Raw genomic sequence first — 19071 nt, 5'->3', positions numbered from 1 at the left:
TGGGATCGGGGCCTTTCGATGTCGGTGGCGTCACGTAGGCTCGCAGGTGACGACAGAAAGAACGCGATCCACTACGGGGGAGGGGGCCCACGTGCTCATCGACACCTACGGCCGAGTGGCCACCGACCTGAGGGTCTCGCTGACCGACCGGTGCAATCTGCGCTGTACCTACTGCATGCCCGAGGAAGGCCTGCAGTGGCTGGCCAAGCCCGACCTCCTCACGGACGACGAGATCGTCCGCCTGATCGACATCGCGGTCTCCAGGCTCGGCATAGAAGAGGTCCGCTTCACCGGCGGCGAGCCGCTGCTGCGCCCCGGCCTGGTCGGCATCGTCGAGCGGGTGGCGGCCCTCACCCCCCGCCCCCAGATGTCCCTGACGACGAACGGCATCGGCCTCAAGCGCACCGCGACCGCCCTCAAGGCGGCGGGCCTGGACCGGGTCAACGTCTCCCTCGACACCCTCCGCCCCGACGTCTTCAAGACCCTCACCCGCCGCGACCGCCACAAGGACGTCCTCGAAGGCCTCCAGGCCGCCCGCGACGCCGGACTCACCCCGGTGAAGGTCAACTCCGTCCTCATGCCGGGCCTCAACGCCGACGAGGCCCCGGACCTCCTCGCCTGGGCGGTGGAGCACGACTACGAACTCCGCTTCATCGAGCAGATGCCCCTGGACGCCCAGCACGGCTGGAAGCGCGAGGGCATGGTCACCGCGGGGGACATCCTCGCCTCGCTCCGCACCCGCTTCGACCTCACCCCCGAGGGCAAGGACGAGCGCGGCTCGGCCCCGGCGGAACGCTGGCTGGTCGACGGCGGCCCGTACCGCGTCGGCGTCATCGCCTCCGTCACCCGCCCGTTCTGCGCGGCCTGCGACCGCACCCGCCTCACCGCCGACGGCCAGATCCGCACCTGCCTCTTCGCCCGCGAGGAAACAGACCTCCGCACGGCCCTGCGTTCCGACGCCCCCGACGAGGAGATAGCCCGCATCTGGCGCCTGGCGATGTGGGGCAAGAAGGCGGGCGCGGGCCTGGACGACCCGTCGTTCGTCCAGCCGGACCGCCCGATGTCAGCGATCGGGGGCTGAGCGCAACCCCTTCAGACGTCCTGCTGCTCCCATTCCTTCAGCGGCACGACGTCCTTCAGGAACCCCCGAACACCGAGGAACTGCGAAAGATGCTCGCGATGCTCCTCGCACGCCAGCCATGTCTTCCGCCGTTCCGGCGTATGGATCTTCGGGTTGTTCCACGCCAACACCCACACCGCGTCGACACGGCAACCCTTGGCGGAACAGATGGGAGTCTCACTCACAGTTTCGTCTCACAGACGCGCACACAAAGGCGACGCCGAGCAGCCACGGGGGGAGCTGCCCGGCGTCGGTCCGTCGCTCCGACGGGGGATGCGGAGCGCGTACGAAGTATGTCACGGCCGACCCGTCGCAGGGCACTGGAACAGCATGATTGATCTGAGCTTTTCCTGAGCTTCGCGCACGGACCACTCATGGCCTGGGCTCGGCCTGGTCGGACGCCGTGTCCCGGCGGACGGATTCCGCGAAGCGCTCCTCTTCCGGAACCGATTCCGCCCCAGGACCGTCCGCCCGCGGCGGCGCGATCTCCCCCACTGCCGAAAGCGTGGGAGGTGCCCCCCGCCGCACCGGGGCCGTGACGAACGTGGACGGCAACCCGGGCGCGTTCTCCCGCCCGGCATTGGCGATCACCACCGCGATATAGGGCAGGACCACGCCCAACACCAGTGCCACGAGGGCGACATGACGTTCCACGTTCCAGAGGGTCGCCGCGAGGATCACCGACACCGTACGGATCGTCATCGAGATCACGTACCGCCGCTGCCGGCCGCGCACGTCGTCCTGGAGCCCCTGCCGGGCACCGGTGATCCGGAACACCTGGACGTTTCCGCCGCCACCCTGCTTCCGCATCACATTCCACCGTCCGGCCGCTTCGAACTCTCCCCGGCACTCCACGTTACGCCGCGGCTGCGCCGCCTTCGAGACCGGGTCGCCTCCCGCCGGGGCGAGCGTGCTGCGCCTTACCGCGTACGGCCGCACCCGACATGCGCCGTACGTGGCGCGGAACCAGACTGAGGGCAATGCTCACGTCGAGCCGTACGAGGAGGCAGCCATGGGCTGGTTGTGGGCGATCATCGTGGGATTCGTGCTCGGTCTGATCGCCAAGGCGATCATCCCGGGCAAGCAGCACAGCCCCCTCTGGCTTACCACCATCTTCGGCATCATCGGCGCGGTCATCGGCAACGCCATCGCCCGCGGCTTCGGCGTCGAGGAGACAGCCGGCATCGACTGGTGGCGCCACCTCTTCCAGCTGGTGGCGGCGATCGTGGTGGTGGCCCTGGGGGACAAGGCGTACATGGCGACGCTGGGCAAGCGCAAGCAACGAGCGTGAACGGGAAAGGCGCCCCCGAAGGGGCGCCTTTCCCGTCGACTACGAGCCCATGACCTCGACGGCGGCAAGATTCCTCTTGCCCCGCCGCAGCACCAGCCATCGCCCGTGCAGCAGCTCTTCCGCGGCCGGGACGGCGTCCTCCGCCGTGACCTTCACGTTGTTCACGTAGGCCCCGCCCTCCTTCACGGTCCGCCGCGCGGCGGACTTGCTGGCGACGAGCCCCACCTCGGCGAACAGATCCACCACGAGACCCGGCTCGGCGACCTGGATGTGCGGCACCTCGGACAGCGCCGCGGCCAGCGTCCGCTCGTCGAGCTCGGCCAGCTCGCCCTGCCCGAAGAGGGCCCGGCTCGCGGCGATCACGGCGGCCGTCTGGTCGGCGCCGTGCACCAGCGTGGTCAGCTCCTCGGCCAGCGCCCGCTGCGCGGCCCGCGCCTGCGGCCGCTCCTCCGTCTGCTTCTCCAGCTCCTCCAGCTCCTCGCGGGACTTGAAGGACAGGATCCGCAGGTACGTCGAGATGTCCCGGTCGTCCACGTTCAGCCAGAACTGGTAGAACGCGTACGGCGTCGTCATCTCCGGGTCCAGCCAGACGGCGCCGCCCTCGGTCTTGCCGAACTTGGTGCCGTCCGCCTTGGTCATCAGCGGCGTCGCCAGCGCGTGCACGTTGGCGTGCGGCTCCAGCTTGTGGATCAGGTCCAGGCCGGCCGTGAGGTTGCCCCACTGGTCGCTGCCGCCCTGCTGGAGCGTGCAGCCGTAGCGCCGGAAGAGCTGGAGGAAGTCCATGCCCTGGAGGATCTGGTAGCTGAACTCGGTGTAGCTGATGCCCTGGTCCGACTCCAGGCGCCGGGCCACGGAGTCTTTGGTAAGCATCTTGTTGACGCGGAAGTGCTTGCCGATGTCACGCAGGAACTCGATCGCGGACAGTCCGGCGGTCCAGTCGAGGTTGTTGACCATGACGGCCGCGTTCTCGCCCTCGAAGGACAGGAACGGCTCGATCTGGCTCCGCAGCTTGCCGACCCAGCCGGCGACCGTCTCCGGGTCGTTCAGCGTGCGCTCGGCCGTCGGCCGGGGGTCGCCGATCAGACCCGTCGCCCCGCCCACCAGCGCCAGCGGCCGGTGACCGGCCTGCTGGAGCCGGCGCACGGTGAGCACCTGCACCAGATGCCCGACGTGCAGGGACGGCGCGGTCGGATCGAAGCCGCAATAGAACGTGACGGGACCGTCCGCGAGCGCCTTGCGCAAAGCGTCCTCGTCAGTGGACAGGGCGAACAGCCCCCGCCACTTCAGCTCGTCGACGATGTCCGTCACGGTTCTCGTATCTCCTTGGTGATCTTCTTGACGCTCTTCGGGCAGTCGGGCCGGTCGGCCGAGCGACTACCGGCTACGAGGTTATACGCCCTGGCTGACAGAGCTCATATTGAAGTCCGGCACCCGCAGCGCGGGCATCGCAGCCCTAGTGAACCAGTCGCTCCACTCCCGGGGCAGTGTCTTTTCCGTGCGCCCCGCCTCCGTGGCCCGGCCCAGCAGACCGACCGGCGACTCGTTGAAGCGGAAGTTGTTCACCTCGCCCACGACCTCGCCGTCCTCGACGAGGTAGACGCCGTCCCGGGTCAGACCGGTCAGCAGCAGGGTGGCCGGGTCGACCTCGCGGATGTACCACAGGCAGGTCAGCAGCAGCCCGCGCGCCGTGTTGGCGACCATCTCCTCCAGGGAACGGTCCTCGCCGCCGTCCAGGATCAGGTTGTCGATCCCCGGCGCGAGCGGCAGCCCGGTCAGGCCCGCGGTGTGCCGGGTGGTGAGCAGGTTGCTCAGCTCGCCCTCGCTGATCCACTCGGTGGTGGTCAGCGGCAGCCCGTTGTCGAACACCGACGAGTCGCCCCCGGAGGAGTGGGCGAGCACGAAGGGCGCCGACTCCAGGCCCGGCTCGTTCGGGTCGCTGCGCAGGGTCAGCGGCAGCTCGGACAGCTTCTCGCCGAGGCGGGTGCCGCCGCCCGGCTTGGAGAACACCGTCCGCCCCTCGGCGGCGTCCCGGCCCGACGCCGACCACATCTGGTAGATCAGCAGGTCCGCGACGGCGGTCGGCGGCAGCAGCGTCTCGTACCGCCCGGCGGGCAGCTCGATGCGCCGCTGTGCCCAGCCCAGACGTACGGCGAGTTCGGCGTCGAGCGACGCGGGGTCGACGTCCTTGAAGTCCCGCGTCGAGCGCCCCGCCCACGCCGAACGCGTACGGTCCGGGGACTTGGCGTTGAGCTCCAGCGTCCCGTTGGGCTGGTCGTGCCGCAGCCGCAGCCCCGTGGACGTGCCCACGTACGTCGACACCAGCTCGTGGTTGGCGAAGCCGTACAGCTCGCGGCCGCCCGCACGCGCGCGTGCGAAGGCCTCGCCCAGCGCGGGCGCGAAGTCGGCGAACACGGCGGACGAGGTCTCCGCGGGCGCCTCGGTGAACTCCGGGGACTGCGACACGCCCGTGACCAGCGGCTGCGCGTCCTCGGCGGGGCCCGCGCCGCGTGCCGCGGCCTCGGCGGCCCGCACCAGCGGCTCCAGCTCGTCCGCGGTGACGGCGGCCCGCGAGACGACCCCGGAGGCGGTGCCCTCCTTGCCGTCGACCGTCGCGATCACGGTGAGGGTACGCGTGCGTGTGACGCCGTTGGTCGTGAGCGCGTTGCCCGCCCAGCGCAGGTTCGCCGTCGACTGCTCGTCGGCGATCACGACACACCCGTCGGCCCGCGACAGCTCGAGGGCGCGCTCCACGACCTCGTGCGGCTTGTTCGTACGGGCGCTCATCGGCCGGCCTCCTGGGTGGTGTTCAGAATGTTGACGCCCTTGAAGAGGGCCGAGGGGCAGCCGTGCGACACGGCCGCGACCTGCCCCGGCTGGGCCTTGCCGCAGTTGAACGCGCCGCCCAGGACGTAGGTCTGCGGACCGCCCACCGCGGCCATGGAACCCCAGAAGTCGGTGGTCGTCGCCTGGTAGGCCACGTCCCGCAGCTGCCCGGTGATCCGCCCGTTCTCGATCTTGAAGAACCGCTGGCCGGTGAATTGGAAGTTGTACCGCTGCATGTCGATGGACCAGGACCGGTCGCCGACGACGTAGATGCCCCGGTCGACGCTCCCGATGAGATCCTCAGTCGACATCCCGGCCGGATCCGGCCGCAACGACACATTGGCCATGCGCTGCACCGGCACATGCCCCGGCGAGTCGGCGAACGCGCACCCGTTCGACCGCCCCAGGCCGGTCAGCTTCGCGATCCGCCGGTCCAGCTGGTAGCCGACGAGCGTGCCGTCCTTCACCAGGTTCCAGGCCTGGCCCGCGACGCCCTCGTCGTCGTACCCGACCGTCGCCAGGCCGTGCTCGGCGGTGCGGTCACCGGTGACGTTCATCAGGTCGGAGCCGTAGCGCAGCTTGCCGAGCTGGTCGAAGGTGGCGAAGGAGGTGCCGGCGTAGGCGGCCTCGTAGCCGAGCGCGCGGTCCAGCTCGGTGGCGTGCCCGATGGACTCGTGGATCGTCAGCCACAGGTTGGACGGGTCGACGACCAGGTCGTACAGCCCCGGGGCCACGCTGGGCGCCCGCATCTTCTCGGCGAGCAGCTCAGGGATCTGCGCCAGCTCCTCGTCCCAGTCCCAGCCGGTCCCGGTCAGGTACTCCCAGCCCCGCCCCACCGGCGGCGCGATGGTCCGCATCGAGTCGAACTCGCCGCTGGACTCGTCCACCGACACCGCCGTCAGCGACGGGTGCAGCCGTACGCGCTGCTGTGTGGTCACCGTCCCCGCCGTGTCGGCGTAGAACTTGTTCTCGTGGACGGTGAGCAGTGAGGCGTCGACGTGGTTCACACCGGCCGCCCCGAGCAGCCGCGTGCTCCACTCCGCGAGCAGTGCGGCCTTCTCCTCGTCGGGCACCGTGAACGGGTCGATCTCGTACGACGACACCCACGTCTTCTCGGCGTGCACCGGTTCGTCGGCCAGCTCCACCCGCTCGTCCGACCCCGCCGCCTTGATCACCTGGGCGGACAGCTTGGCCATCGCCACGGCCTGCGAGGCCACCTTGGCGGCCCCGTCCATGCTCAGATCCACGCCGGACGCGAACCCCCACGTTCCGCCGTGCACGACCCGCACCGCGTACCCCAGGTCGGTCGTGTCCGACGTCCCGGCGGGCTTGGCGTCCCGCAGCCGCCAGGACGCGCTGCGCACCCGCTCGAACCGGAAGTCCGCATGCTCCGCCCCCAGCGCACGCGCGCGTGCGAGGGCGGCGTCGGCGAGGGCGCGTAGGGGTAGCGCGAGAAAGGTCGGATCGATGCCGTGGGCCACAGGAGGCTCTCCTCTGTCGAGGTTCTCTGCGTGTGCTCTGCGAGGTGGACAGGCCGCAGTCAAGCACGTCACATCCGATCATGCCGTGTCCACCACATTTCGGTGGGACCCGGTGGGACCCGGTGGGACGTGGTGGGACGCGATGGGACCCGGCGGAACGCTGAGGAGGCGTCAGGAAATGCCTCCGGCACGACCCCCGAGATGAACACCCGGTGGCATGATGACGCCATGCAGGGGTGGGGGACCGATTTTCGTACTTGGCTCTCGTCGCTCGACGAGGTGGGAATCCGCAGCTTATTGACGTCGCATCACTGCTTACGCCAGCAGTCCTGCGGTCGCCGCCACAGCGGCCGCGGCCGTGCCGCGGTCACGCGGCGTGACATGAACACGTTCCGGGTCTGGGCGGCCAGGGCGAAGCAGCCGCATCTGCAGTCGGCCGCCACCTGCGGCATCGCCTGGGCCTGCCGGACCCTCGTCGAGGACCTCGGCTGCTCCGCGGAGATGCTCGAGGAACCGACCCTCGAACAACTCGAGGCCATGCTCCGGGTCCTGGAACCCCCGCTCGCCCGCTGCGCGCTGTACGCGCTGCTGTCGCCCGACATGCGGAAGACGCCGGTCGTCCGCATGACCGAGAGCCATGCGGACATGCTGCGTGGAGCAGCGGACCAGCAGCCACCGCCGAACCCCGCCGAGATCCTCAGGAGAGTCGTGACACCAGCAGGGCACCCCGAACCGGTCGGCGCGGTCGGCGAGTCGACGGGCACCACGGACGACCGGCCGGACGCGGAAGCCGAGTCGGCGCCCGCGGCCGACGCGGACCGGGGCTCGGCACTCGACGGCCTGCTGGCGGAACTGGGCGACTCGGGGCGGCGGTTGGCCGCCACGCTGCGGAGCGCCGCCGACGCGGTGGAGTCGGGCCGACAGCCCCAGGCGGCGAGCACGCTGGCGGACGCGGTGACCACCTGGACCGGTCTGCGCGACCGCGCAGCCGACCGGTGCGCCGACGAAGGCGTCGACTGGTCGCACGAGTCCGACTACGCCTGGCTGGCCGCCGAGCGAGCGCGACGGGACAAGTCCCGTGCAGAACTCGCCGCGCTGCGGGAGCGAGCCGAGCGCTACGACGCGTTGATCGACGCCGTGCTGGATCCGGACGAGGCCGCGACCCTCACCATGCTGCGCGACCGGGTGCGGGCGCAGATCGACGAGATCGAGAGCACGCTCGGGGACGGTACGGCGTCGGCCGGGCCGCCCGCTGCCGTCGCCGCGGAGCCCGGGGCGGACGCCGTGGGCGAGGCGGGGGAGGAGCGGGACGGCGTATCGCCCGTCGAGGGGCCCGTCGTGGCCGGGACGGAGGCGACCGGCCCGGAACCGCAGTCGCGGGCCACCGACACCCTTCCGACGGCGGTCGGACCACAGTCGCCCGAGCCGCGCACGGCCATGGCCACGCCCCTCGCCCCGGCCCCCGACGAGCGGGCGCCGGCGGCCCACGGGGTGCCTGCCGAGGAGCCCTCGGCCGTGGCCGCCCACGCCGAGGAACTCGCCGCCGAGGAGACCCCCGCCGAGCAGCCGCTCACCGAGGACACCCCCGTCCCCCAGGACACCCCCGTCCCCCAGGACACCCCCGTCCCCCAGGACACCCCCGTCCCCCAGGACACCCCCGTCCCCCAGGACACCGCCTCCGGGGACGCCGCCTCCGGGGACGCCGCCTCCGGGGACGCCGCCTCCGGGGACGCCGCCTCCGGGGACGCCGCCTCCGGGGACGCCGCCTCCGGGGACACCCCCACCGCCGAGGACCCCCCGGTCGCCGAGGACGACGCCCCCACCGAGGAACCCCCGCACCACACCCCGCACGCCGCCCCGGACACCCCGTCCGCCGCGACACCGGGCACCGACCCCGCCCTCACCTCGGACACCGCCCCCCACGACACCCCTGCCGGCACCGTCCAGCCCGAGACGATCCCGGAGCAGGAGCCCTGGCCCGCCTCCGTCGCGGACGCCGACTGGGACGTGCGGGCCCCGTGGGAGACGGGGAAGGAACAGCCGGTCGCCGTCCTGGTGCGGTCGGGCCGCCTCGCCGAGGCCTACTGGATGACCGAGGCGTCCGCCGAGCCCGACGTACGTGCCCGGGTCCTGGCGTTCGCCGCCGCGGCCTTCGACTGTGTCACCGAGTCGGAGGCGAGTGACGTACAGATCACGCACGACCTCGACGAGGCGCCGCTCGCCCATGACCGGGACGCCTACCTCGTGGCCTTCGTCGCCGCCCTGCGGGCGGGGCTGACCGCCTGCTGGCCGCACGCCCTCGTGGGCGACTTCTCGCCGCCGGCCGGGCTCGCCGAGCCCTGGCAGCACCTGCTCACCGTCCTCGTGACCGCCGTACGCAACGGCCGGTCCTTCGACCCGGGCGTGCAGCACGCCGACGACCCGCAACAGGCCCACGACCTGCGCGAACAGCTCGGGACGCAGGCCCACCAGTTGCTCGAGGGCCTCGCCCGGCGCAAGACGAAGTACCAGCGCGCCACCCGTGTGCTGCACGACATGGTCGGACCGAACGGAGAGCTCGGCCTGGCCCTGCGCGACGTCATCGAGTGGGTCGACGGCGGCCCGCTGCCCGCCACGGACTTCCGGACCCGGGCCGAGCGACTGCGCAACGCCGACGCCGTCGACCGGCTGATCGAGCAGACCGACAGCCGGTTCCGCACCCCCAAGCAGGCCAAGGAGCCGATAACCGCGGGCGCCCTGCGCCAGTTGCATGCCGCCTGCCGGTCCGTGGCGGACATCCTGACCAAGGCGGACGCGGTGGCGGCCAACCTGCTGCGGCCGACCGGCCTGTCCACGTCGGGCATCCCCGAGCTGGCCTCCGCGCGGCGCGGACTGCGGGACGTCGCACCGCCGCCCGGGGTGGGCGGCGCGGCCCTGGAACTGCTCCACCGCTGGCTGGAGGGGAACGCGCACCACCCGGGCGCCGAGACGCGCCCCGCCCGGGAGGACGGCAGCCCCCGCCCCACGACCGACTGCCTGCTCACCCTCCCCGACCTGCCGCGCGACAGGGGCGGCCTGCCCGACCTCCAGGACCCGCGCACCGCCCGCCGCATGGCGGCCCTCATGGCGGTCCCGGACACCGAGCAGGCCCTGCGCCGCTATCTCGCCCGGGGTGACCTGCACCTGGCGCGGGCGCTCGTGGACGCCGTACGGCAGAACCCCACCGGGTACGGATCCCCGGACGCCGAATGGGTGGAGGGCGCCGAGCGGCGCGTCCAGCAGGTGCAGGAGAACTGGCGGGAGACCGTGCACCGGCGCCACGCGGAGGCGGCGGGCCTGCTCGCCCAGATGCGCACGCTCAACCTGCTCGCGCCCGACCAGGAGCGCGAGTTCACCGGGCGGCTGCAGGAGTTCGCGGACGGCGACCAGGCCGGTCGCTACCGCTACGCCGTGGACCGGCTCGAAGAGCTGCGGCAGGAACTGTCGCAGCTGGTCGAGAAGGACACCCGCCGGCAGCGCCAGGAGCTGGAACAGCTCCGCATCGCCCCCGGCGGTCCCCTCGGCCCGGCCGACTACGACCGGATCGCCAAGCTCATCACCGAGGGCGACACCGTCACGGCCGAGGAGTTCCTGGCCCTCGCCCGGGGCGGCGGGCAACTGCCCGCACGGCACGAGGACGACGGCGAGGAGCTCGGCGTCTTCCTCGACGGGCTGACCGGCCCCGGCGTCCCGCTGCCCGGTGGCGACGGGGTCGACGCCGACTGGTGGGCGGTCCGCTACGGCTCCGGTGTCCCGCTGACGGGGGCGGCCGACCTCGGGCTGCGCTCCTGGAAGGCGCTGTGCAGCCACCACGGACGCAACAGCGAGTGGCAGCAGCACCTCCCGCGGGTCCTGCGGCTGCTCGGCCTGGAGCCCCACGGCCAGCCCGTCCCCGAAGCCCGGACCCAGGGCGTGCGCCGGTTCAAGGTGCGGGCCAGGGTCGCCGAGCGCCCCGGATACGTCGCCGCGCTGGGCTCCCAGGCCACGTCGTACACGGTCCAGCTGATCTGGGAGGAACAGCGCGCCAACGGCCCGCTGGCCCATCTGGAGGACGCCGACGTCGACGCCAACATCGTGCTCTACCTCCATCCACTGGGCGCCGAGGGACGGCGCCGGCTCGCGGACGCGGCACGGGCGGGGGCACAGCAGGCGCTGGTGGTGGACCCGGCCGTGGCCGGCTGGATGGCCGCCTGCGCCCCCGGCAGCTTCCGCGCGCTCCAGCGGGTCACGCTGCCCTGGGCGGCGTACAACCCCTACACGCCCTTCGTCGCGGGACTGGTCCCGCCGGAGGTGTTCTACGGCCGTGACGAGGAGATGCGCGAGGTCATGGACCCGCGCGGCGGCCTCTTCCTCTACGGCGGCCGCCAGCTGGGCAAATCGGCGCTGCTGCGGCGCGTGGCGCGGATCTTCCCGCGCAGCTCCGACAAGTACGTGGCCGTCTACCTCGACCTGCTGAAGGCGGAGATCGGCCAGGCCGAGGCGCCCGACAAGATCTGGAGCCTGCTCGCGGACGAGCTCAAGCGCAAAAGCGTCTTCGGCAACAGGGTGTCCGAGCAGGCCGGTCCGGAGGTGGTGGCCCGTCGGCTCAGCGACTGGCTCGACGCGGACGAGTCGCGCCGGCTGCTCGTGCTCGCCGACGAGGCCGACGCGTTCCTGACCGCCGACTCGCGGCGGACGTTCCGGATGGGCGGCGAGTCGACGTTCCCGAACGTCAAGCGCTTCCAGCAGCTCATGGAGAGTTCGGAGCGACGCTTCAAGATCGTCTTCGCGGGTCTCCACCAGGTCCAGCGGTTCGGCGCCCTGTCCAACGTCTCGACCGCGCACGGCGGCCCGGACGTCCTCGTCGGCCCGCTGAAGGAGCAGGCGGCCCTGCGGCTGGTCACCGAACCGATGGCCGCGCTCGGCTATGTGTTTGAGCGGCCCGAGCTGGTCTGGCGGATCCTCGCCATCACCAACTACCAGGCCAACCTGGTGCAGATCTTCTGCAGCGAGCTGGTCCGCACCCTGCACTCGCGGACCTACGCGGCCACGGACCGCGCCACCGCCATCTCCGAGAAGGTCGTGCAGGAGGTCGCGGCCTCCGAGACGCTCCGCCGACGGATCGCCGAGCGCCTGCGCTTCACCATCAACCTGGAGGACCGCTACCGGGTCCTGGCCCTCCTGATCGCGCTGGAGAGCCTGAAGGACGGCTACCGGGGCGACTACAGCGCCAAGGAACTGCTCGACCTCGCCCGGGACGCCTGGCCCGAGGGTTTCGAGGAGTGCGGCGTGCAGCAGGCCGAGATCTACCTCAACGAGATGGTGGGGCTGGGGCTGCTGATCCGTCTGGGCGACCGGGCGCGCTTCGCCGTACGCAGCCCGAACGTCGTCAACATGCTCGGCACCCAGGAGGAGCTGGAGACCGAACTGCACGAGACCGAGTTCGGCCTTCCCTACGACTACAACCCGCGCGCCGCCCGCCGCATCCTCGGCCGGGAGCGCAACAGCGGCGTCCAGCGCTACAGCCCGCTCACCGAGGGCCAGCTGCACGAGGCCGCCCAGCCGGGTGTGTCCGTGGTGTCCACGACGGACCTGCACCGGCCGGACCTGGTGCTCCAGGCCGTCGCCGCGTTCGCCGAGGGACGCGGGGTGAAGGTCCTGCGGCCCCAGCGCGGCGAGGACCTCAGGGCCGCCCTGGCGGCGGCCGCCGCGGCCCGCCCGCGCTCGGCCCACGTCGTCCTCGCCGACCTGCGCGGCATACCGGCCGACGCCCTCGGGGACGAGCTGCGGCTCTGCCTGGAGCACGCCGGTCCCGCCGCCGACAAGCACGTACCGCAGAACGAGGGACGCAAGAACAAGCAGAGCCGGTCGGTCCTCGTCCTCGCCGACGCGGCGACCGTCGGCGCCCTGCGCGGCACCGACGAGGGACGGCGGCTGCGGGTGCGCACCCTGCAGCCGCGCCGCTGGACCGCCGACTCGCTGCGCGCGTGGCCCGAGTGCCCGTTCGTCTCGCGCGAGGAACGGCGCCGGCTGACGGACGCGGCCTCCGGCTGGCCCCACTGGACGGAGGTCGCGGTCGCCGACGTCTCCCTGCGCGGGGCGACCCTCGACGACGCCCTCGACCACATCCGCACGGTCACGGCCAAACCCGCGAACGTGGACGCCCACCTCAGGAAGTCCGGCCTGGACGACCGCGACCTCTCCCTGCTCGGCCTGTGGACCGAGTACGTCGAGGAGGGACAGGGCGTGCCCGTCGACGACGTCGAGGCGGCCACCGGACTCACCCCCGAACAGACCCGGGACTGGCTGGTGCACCTGGACGAGCTCAACGTCATCGACGAGACGGACGGGGGGATGGCACTGGATCCCGTCACGTTCCGGGCCGTGCGCGCGCGGGCCGCGGAGACCGCATGACGGCAGCCCGGTCCGGCCCCGCCCTGGCCGGCCTGCCCGGCGTCCGGGGCCAGCTGGACGAGATCGCCGGCCAGCTGGCGGCGGGGCTGAACTGCCTGTGGCTGCTGCCCGACCAACTCGTCGACACGGGCCAGGCCGAGGAGCTGTACCGGGCCGCGCTCACCGCCACCCCCGACCGGCTGGATGTGGCCCCGCCGGCCGTCCTCACGCTGCCCGCGCCGCGCAGCCCCGAACCGGACGGTCCGACGCACCGCCCGGCGGACCGGGCGGCCGACGGTGACGCAGTGTCGGCGCGGGTGACGCCGTGGGAAGAGGACACGCACGAGCGGGAGACGCCGTGGGCGGAGGACGGGGACGACGACTGGGGCGGCCTGCCCGACCTCGACTACGACGACGAGTTCGACATCGGCTGGTCCGACACACGCCCGGTGCGCACCGCGCACCCGGCCGTGCGCGAGCAGGCCGTGCCGGAGGTCTTCGAGCGGCTCGGCAAGGAGCTGGCCGTGGGACCGGGCGAGGTCGTCGCACGGCTCACCGACCCGGCCCAGCGCTGGCGGCCCGTCATCGGCCTGCGGGCCTGGGCGGAACCGGACGACCCGCGGCAGGACGCCCTGGGCGTGCCCGGCGGCACCCGGGGCGGTGCCGTCCAGCGGCTCTTCCACGCCCTGTCCGCGGCGGTCAAGGAGGCGGGTCTGCCGCCCGAGTCCCGTCCGCGGCTGCTGGTCGTGGCCCGGCTGCGGGACATTCCGGCGGCGCTCACCGAAGAACTGGACCGGGACATCGCGGCGACGGCCGTGCACTGGTGGTGGGGCACGGTCGGACGTCTGGACACCGCGACGGTGGTGGCCTCCGCGCGGGCGGACGGCCCCGCGGGCCACGTCGGACAGCGGGTCCGGGCCGCGGTACGGGAGGAGGTCGTCACCGAGGTCGCGGGATTCGACCTGGTGCTCGCCCGACGACTGGCCGGGGCCTGGGACGGCCGCATCGGCGGGCTCGGCCCCGCGCTGCGGTCCTGCCTGGACACCGAGCAGATCGCCCGGGCCGGGGCCTGTCCCGCCGCGGCGCTCGAAGCCGGGACCCGCCGACGCCCCGGCTCGCGGCTGCGTCCGGCCTGGTCCGGGGGCGTGGTCCAGTCGTGGGAGGGCAGGCTGCGCCGTCATCCCGCGGTCTGGTTCGCGGACGGCGGCCCGGACACCCCGCCCGAGCTCGACCTCCTCGTCGGACAGGCCCAGCAGCGGGCGGTGTTCCCGTGGATCGAGGACACCCGTGAGCAGCTGGCCCGCCTCGGCGCCCGCTACGCGACCCGGCCCCTGGCGGACCTCGTCGAGACCTACGCCCCGCGCCCGCCCGCCGAATTCCGCGCGCGCCCGGAGATCGCCTTCGCACAGCTGGAGGTCGGCTCCCTGCTCTCCGCGTGCCACGCGGGCGGCCTGGCCCTCCCCGGCGAGGAACTGCGTCTGCTGAAAGAACTCGTGAAGGCCAGGAACATCCTCGCGCACCGGGGCGCGCTCCGTGACGCCACGCTCCACGCACTGTGCGAGGAGCTGACGCTCGCCCACCGGCGCTGGGCGAAACTGTAGGGACCCCACAGTCAGTCCCGTGACCCACTGTCGGTGCCCGAATGTCCGCGCGCGGGGGCGGACCGATAGGTTTCGAGGGAAGCCGCCTGCCGCCCAGGTCCCGGGCAGGTGTGTCAGACCCCTATGGAAAGGGTGATCCGTTGAGCCGCTCGGTTCTCGTCACCGGAGGAAACCGGGGCATCGGCCTCGCCATCGCCCGCGCGTTCGCCGACGCCGGCGACAAGGTCGCGATCACATACCGCTCGGGCGAGCCGCCGGCCGCCCTCACAGAATTGGGCTGCCTGGCCGTCAGGTGCGACATCACCGACACCGAGCAGGTGGAGCAGGCCTACAAGGAGATCGAGGCCGTGCACGGCCCCGTCGAGGTCCTGATCGCCAACGCCGGCGTCACCAAGGACCAGCTCCTGATGCGCATGTCCGAGGAGGACTTCACCTCGGTCGTCGACACCAACCTCACCGGCACCTTCCGCGTCGTCAAGCGCGCCAACCGCGCCATGCTGCGCGCCAAGAAGGGCCGCGTCGTCCTGATCTCCTCGGTCGTCGGCCTCTACGGCGGCCCCGGCCAGGCCAACTACGCCGCCTCCAAGGCCGGCCTGGTCGGCTTCGCGCGCTCCCTCGCCCGTGAGCTGGGCTCGCGCAACATCACCTTCAACGTCGTCGCACCCGGCTTCGTGGACACCGACATGACCAAGGTGCTCACCGACGAGCAGCGCGAGAACATCGTGAAGCAGGTCCCGCTCGGCCGGTACGCGCAGCCGGAGGAGATCGCCGCGACGGTGCGGTTCCTCGCCTCGGACGACGCCTCGTACATCACTGGAGCCGTCATCCCCGTTGACGGCGGACTGGGAATGGGTCACTGATCACCATGAGCGGAATTCTCGAGGGCAAGCGCGTCCTGATCACCGGTGTGCTGATGGAGTCCTCCATCGCCTTCCACACCGCCAAGCTGGCCCAGGAGCAGGGCGCCGAGATCATCCTGACCGCGTTCCCGCGGCCCACGCTGACCGAGCGCATCGCCAAGAAGCTCCCCAAACCCACCAAGGTCATCGAGCTCGACGTCACCAACGACGAGCACCTCGGCCGCCTCGCGGACATCGTCGGCGAGGAGCTCGGCGGCCTCGACGGCGTCGTGCACTCCATCGGCTTCGCGCCGCAGGACGCCCTGGGCGGCAACTTCCTCAACACGCCCTTCGAGTCGGTCGCCACGGCCATGCACGTCTCGGCGTACTCCCTGAAGTCGCTCACCATGGCCTGCCTGCCGCTGATGCAGAACGGCGGCTCGGTCGTCGGCCTCACCTTCGACGCCCAGTACGCCTGGCCGCAGTACGACTGGATGGGCCCGGCCAAGGCCGCCCTGGAGGCCACCAGCCGCTACATGGCGCGCGACCTGGGCAAGCAGAACATCCGCTGCAACCTGATCTCCGCGGGGCCGATCGGCTCCATGGCCGCCAAGTCCATCCCGGGCTTCGGCGAGCTGGCCTCCGTCTGGGACAGCCGCTCCCCGCTGGAGTGGGACCTGAAGGACCCCGAGCCGGCCGGCCGCGGTGTCGTCGCCCTGCTGAGCGACTGGTTCCCGAAGACCACCGGCGAGATCATCCACGTGGACGGCGGTCTGCACGCCATCGGCGCCTGATCCCGCGTACCTCCCCGACGCCCCGTCCCCCGCTCCGCGCGGGTGACGGGGCGTTCACTCGTACGGGCTAGTTGGCCGGGCGGGACACTGCTCCGACCAGGCACTATGAAGTGCGCGTCCACCCACGCGCTGCCCTCCCCAGCTCTGCCGAGGAGGTTCCCTTGTGCGCCTGTTCCGTTCTCTCGCCCCAGTGACCGCAGCCGTCGCGCTCGTGCTCGGCGCGCCCGGTGAGGCGCTTGCCGGTGAGCACCCCGATCCGTTCGGCTCGGAGTGCCGCGTCACCGTCCGCGGCTCCCACGTCGTCGCCTACTGCCACAACCCCTACCCGGGCGTCGACCGCGTCCGGCTGCACATCGAGTGCGACCGCTGGTGGGACCTCGACACCGACGGCACCCCCGTCGACGCCGGGCCCGCCATGACCGTACGGCTGACCGGCCGCTGCTGGGAGGAGGTCCGCTCGGCCTGGGTCAGCCACCAGAAGGTGTGACGCGTCCCGGCCGGCACACCAGCGGATAGCCGGCCGCCTCCGCCGCGGCCGTCTCCGCGTCGCCCGCGCGGATCGCGTCCACCAGCCGCGTGTGGTCCATGTACGTCTCCGGCGTCAGCTCGTCGCCGACGTCCTCGCGCAGCCAGTCCCGCAGTACCTCGCCCAGGTCCGCGTGCATCGCGGTCATGACGTCGTTGTGGGAGGCGGCCACCACCGCCAGATGGAAGGTCGCGTCGGCCGTCACGAAGGCCTCCGCGTCGCCCGACTCCCAGGCCTCCTCGCGCCGCAGCAGCAGGGCGTCGAGCTGCTTGAGGTCCCTCTCGGTGCGCCGCTCGGCCGCCAGCCTCGCCGCACCCGACTCCAGGTTGGACCGCAGCTCGGCGATGTGCCGGGGGTCGGCGTCGGCGAACCGGCGGTGCATCACGCCCGCCAGCTCACTGGTCGCCACGACGTACGTCCCCGAGCCCTGCCGGATGGCCAGCAGCCCGTTGTGGGCGAGCGCGCGGACCGCCTCGCGGACCGTGTTGCGGGCGACGCCCAGCTGCTCGACCAGCTCGGGCTCCGTGGGGATGCGCGAGCCGACCGGCCACTCGCCCGAGGTGATCTGGGTGCGCAGCTCGGCGATGACCTGCTCGGAGAGCGCCGAGCGACGGGGATGACTCAGGGGCATGGCACACCTTCGCACGGACGGGGCGGGGGAGGGGCATCCGGGGCGGTCCAGGCCCCTGGACAAGTAATCATCCTATGATTCTATGATGGGCGGCATGACTGGCGAGGAAACCCGGACGACGACGTTCACGCCCATCCGTACGAGGACGGCCGCCGAGCCCCCGCGCACGGCCACGCGCGCGTGGCGCGACCGGCTGCTCATGGCCGGCATCGTGCTGGCCGCGCTCAACCTCCGCCCGGCGATCACCAGCCTCGGCGCGCTCCTCGAAGAGGTCCGCGACGGCCTCGGCATGACCGGCGGCATGGCCGGGCTCCTCACCTCCGTACCCCCGCTCTGCTTCGCCGTCTTCGGGGTCACGGCCCCGCGCCTCGCCCGCCGCTTCGGCCCGGGCGCGGTGGTGTGCGCGGGCATGGTGGCGATCGCCGCGGGCCTGCTCATACGGCCCTACACGGGCGGCACGGCCGGCTTCCTGGCCGCCAGCGCCCTCGCCCTGATGGGCATCGCCGTCAGCAACGTCCTGATGCCGGTCATCGTCAAGCGGCACTTCCCCGACCGGGTCGGTTCCATGACCGGCCTGTACTCGATGGCCCTCGCCCTCGGCACCTCGGCCGCCGCCGCGGTCACCGTGCCCCTGGCCGAGACCCTGGGCGGCTGGCAGCCCGGCCTCGCCCTTTGGGCGGCCCTCGCGACGGCGGCCGTGCTGCCATGGCTGCCCTTCGTACGGGGGCGGGCGGAGACGACGGGTGAGATCACGAGGTCGGTACGGCTCCAGCGGGCAGAGCCCGCCCCTCGCACGGCATCCTCGCCCGCGTCCGGCCCCCGCACGCACGCGCGTGTGGAGCCGTCGGCCCGTCTGCGCGTCACCCGGAGCCGTACCGCCTGGGCCCTCGCCGTCTTCTTCGGACTGCAGGCGACCGCCGCCTACATCACCATGGGCTGGATGGCGCAGATCTTCCGGGACGCGGGCGTGCCCGCGGACAAGGCCGGTCTGCTGCTCGCCGTCACCATGGCGATGGGCGTGCCCCTCGCCTTCGTCATCCCGCGTGTCGCCACCCGGCTGCCGCAGCAGGGCCCGATCGCGGTCGCGCTCGGCGCCTGCGGCCTCGCCGGCTACGCCGGGCTGTACCTCGCACCCGCCGAGGGCGCCTGGGCCTGGGCCCTGCTGCTCGGCGTCGCCAACTGCGCCTTCCCACTGGCCCTCACGATGGTCGGCATGCGCGCCAGGACCGGCGCGGGCGTGGCCCAGCTGTCCGCCTTCGCCCAGAGCACCGGCTACCTGATCTCGATCCCGGGCCCGCTCCTGGTCGGCCTGCTCTACCAGCACAGCGGCGGCTGGGGCCTGCCCCTCGCCCTGATGGCGGTGCTGATGCTCCCGCAGATGGCCGTGGGCGTCCTGGCGGGACGCGCCCGCACGGTGGAGGACGAGACCGCGACACGCTAACGGGCCGACCGCCGCGCCTCCGGCCGACCGCCGCGCCTGCGGCCGACCGCCGCGCCTGCGGCCGACCGCCGCGCCTGCGGCCGACCGCCGCGCCTGCGGCCGACCGCCGCGCCTGCGGCCGACCGCCGCGCCTG

Annotated in this window: 14 protein-coding genes; 8 read left to right on the top strand and 6 right to left on the bottom strand. The window is 72.5% G+C overall.

The genetic code is table 11. From position 1 onward, the window contains the following. Positions 1-91: 91 nt before the first annotated feature. Positions 92-1081, top strand: a complete 990-nt coding sequence (moaA, locus tag ACIRF9_RS04555; protein ID WP_403816246.1) for a GTP 3',8-cyclase MoaA — start codon at positions 92-94, stop codon at positions 1079-1081. 11 nt (positions 1082-1092) lie between these two features. Here moaA and ACIRF9_RS04550 read toward each other — a convergent pair whose 3' ends face one another. Both ACIRF9_RS04550 and ACIRF9_RS04545 read right to left on the bottom strand, forming a co-directional pair. Continuing rightward, positions 1093-1305 (bottom strand): hypothetical protein, encoded by a 213-nt coding sequence (locus ACIRF9_RS04550; protein ID WP_403816243.1) that lies wholly within the window; start codon positions 1303-1305, stop codon positions 1093-1095. A gap of 187 nt (positions 1306-1492) precedes the next feature. Continuing rightward, on the bottom strand, positions 1493-1930 hold the full coding sequence (locus ACIRF9_RS04545) for a DUF3099 domain-containing protein (protein WP_403816240.1): 438 nt from the start codon (positions 1928-1930) through the stop codon (positions 1493-1495). 202 nt (positions 1931-2132) lie between these two features. On the opposite strand from ACIRF9_RS04545, the gene ACIRF9_RS04540 reads away from it, so the two are divergent. After that, a complete protein-coding gene (locus ACIRF9_RS04540; protein WP_403816238.1) occupies positions 2133-2411 on the top strand; it encodes a GlsB/YeaQ/YmgE family stress response membrane protein in 279 nt (92 codons plus the stop codon). 39 nt (positions 2412-2450) lie between these two features. Here the strand turns inward: ACIRF9_RS04540 and tyrS are convergent, their stop codons facing one another. The 3 genes from tyrS to ACIRF9_RS04525 form a co-directional block, all read right to left on the bottom strand. Continuing rightward, positions 2451-3719 (bottom strand): tyrosine--tRNA ligase, encoded by a 1269-nt coding sequence (gene tyrS / locus ACIRF9_RS04535; protein WP_403816235.1) that lies wholly within the window; start codon positions 3717-3719, stop codon positions 2451-2453. An 81-nt stretch (positions 3720-3800) separates the two neighbouring features. Then, on the bottom strand, positions 3801-5195 hold the full coding sequence (locus ACIRF9_RS04530) for a metallopeptidase TldD-related protein (RefSeq protein ID WP_403816233.1): 1395 nt from the start codon (positions 5193-5195) through the stop codon (positions 3801-3803). Continuing rightward, positions 5192-6715 carry a TldD/PmbA family protein gene (locus ACIRF9_RS04525; RefSeq protein ID WP_403816230.1) on the bottom strand — a complete coding sequence of 508 codons (1524 nt, stop codon included), beginning with the start codon at positions 6713-6715 and terminating at the stop codon, positions 5192-5194. Before ACIRF9_RS04525 ends, ACIRF9_RS04530 begins: the two co-directional genes overlap by 4 nt. A gap of 381 nt (positions 6716-7096) precedes the next feature. Here ACIRF9_RS04525 and ACIRF9_RS04520 point away from each other — a divergent pair, with 381 nt between their 5' ends. The 5 genes from ACIRF9_RS04520 (at position 7097) to ACIRF9_RS04500 (ending at position 16826) form a co-directional block, all read left to right on the top strand. Next, positions 7097-13126, top strand: a complete 6030-nt coding sequence (locus tag ACIRF9_RS04520; RefSeq protein ID WP_403816227.1) for a hypothetical protein — start codon at positions 7097-7099, stop codon at positions 13124-13126. Further along, entirely contained in the window at positions 13123-14706 is a 1584-nt protein-coding gene (locus tag ACIRF9_RS04515; protein WP_403816224.1) for a hypothetical protein, read from the top strand. Before ACIRF9_RS04520 ends, ACIRF9_RS04515 begins: the two co-directional genes overlap by 4 nt. Before the next feature lie 140 nt (positions 14707-14846). After that, complete coding sequence (gene fabG, locus ACIRF9_RS04510) at positions 14847-15566, top strand: 3-oxoacyl-[acyl-carrier-protein] reductase (RefSeq protein WP_403816221.1); 720 nt, start codon at positions 14847-14849, stop codon at positions 15564-15566. A gap of 5 nt (positions 15567-15571) precedes the next feature. Further along, positions 15572-16339: an enoyl-ACP reductase FabI gene (gene fabI / locus ACIRF9_RS04505; protein WP_403816219.1), complete on the top strand. Its 768-nt coding sequence runs from the start codon at positions 15572-15574 to the stop codon at positions 16337-16339. Positions 16340-16502: 163 nt separating this feature from the next. Then, complete coding sequence (locus tag ACIRF9_RS04500; protein WP_403816216.1) at positions 16503-16826, top strand: hypothetical protein; 324 nt, start codon at positions 16503-16505, stop codon at positions 16824-16826. On the opposite strand, the gene ACIRF9_RS04495 is transcribed toward ACIRF9_RS04500, so the two are convergent. Next, positions 16807-17496: a FadR/GntR family transcriptional regulator gene (locus tag ACIRF9_RS04495; protein ID WP_403816214.1), complete on the bottom strand. Its 690-nt coding sequence runs from the start codon at positions 17494-17496 to the stop codon at positions 16807-16809. The two genes, ACIRF9_RS04500 and ACIRF9_RS04495, sit on opposite strands and share 20 nt — an antisense overlap. 82 nt (positions 17497-17578) lie before the next feature. On the opposite strand from ACIRF9_RS04495, the gene ACIRF9_RS04490 reads away from it, so the two are divergent. Continuing rightward, positions 17579-18937, top strand: a complete 1359-nt coding sequence (locus ACIRF9_RS04490; protein ID WP_403816211.1) for a CynX/NimT family MFS transporter — start codon at positions 17579-17581, stop codon at positions 18935-18937. The last annotated feature ends 134 nt before the right edge of the window (positions 18938-19071 follow it).

It is taken from the genome of Streptomyces sp. NPDC096132 (assembly GCF_044763345.1).
Lineage (GTDB): Bacteria > Actinomycetota > Actinomycetes > Streptomycetales > Streptomycetaceae > Streptomyces.
The sequence above is the reverse complement of the archived record's forward strand: the minus strand, read 5'-3'. Positions and strand labels throughout refer to the sequence as shown.

What these genes read in the sequence shown, in the direction of transcription:
- ACIRF9_RS04490 (WP_403816211.1), top strand. Translation starts at nt 17,579, where the DNA reads ATGATGGGCGGCATGACTGGCGAGGAAACCCGGACGACGACGTTCACG.
- ACIRF9_RS04520 (WP_403816227.1), top strand. Translation starts at nt 7,097, where the DNA reads ATGAACACGTTCCGGGTCTGGGCGGCCAGGGCGAAGCAGCCGCATCTG.
- fabI (WP_403816219.1), top strand. Translation starts at nt 15,572, where the DNA reads ATGAGCGGAATTCTCGAGGGCAAGCGCGTCCTGATCACCGGTGTGCTG.
- ACIRF9_RS04540 (WP_403816238.1), top strand. Translation starts at nt 2,133, where the DNA reads ATGGGCTGGTTGTGGGCGATCATCGTGGGATTCGTGCTCGGTCTGATC.
- ACIRF9_RS04545 (WP_403816240.1), bottom strand. Translation starts at nt 1,930, where the DNA reads ATGCGGAAGCAGGGTGGCGGCGGAAACGTCCAGGTGTTCCGGATCACC.
- ACIRF9_RS04515 (WP_403816224.1), top strand. Translation starts at nt 13,123, where the DNA reads ATGACGGCAGCCCGGTCCGGCCCCGCCCTGGCCGGCCTGCCCGGCGTC.
- ACIRF9_RS04495 (WP_403816214.1), bottom strand. Translation starts at nt 17,496, where the DNA reads ATGCCCCTGAGTCATCCCCGTCGCTCGGCGCTCTCCGAGCAGGTCATC.
- ACIRF9_RS04530 (WP_403816233.1), bottom strand. Translation starts at nt 5,195, where the DNA reads ATGAGCGCCCGTACGAACAAGCCGCACGAGGTCGTGGAGCGCGCCCTC.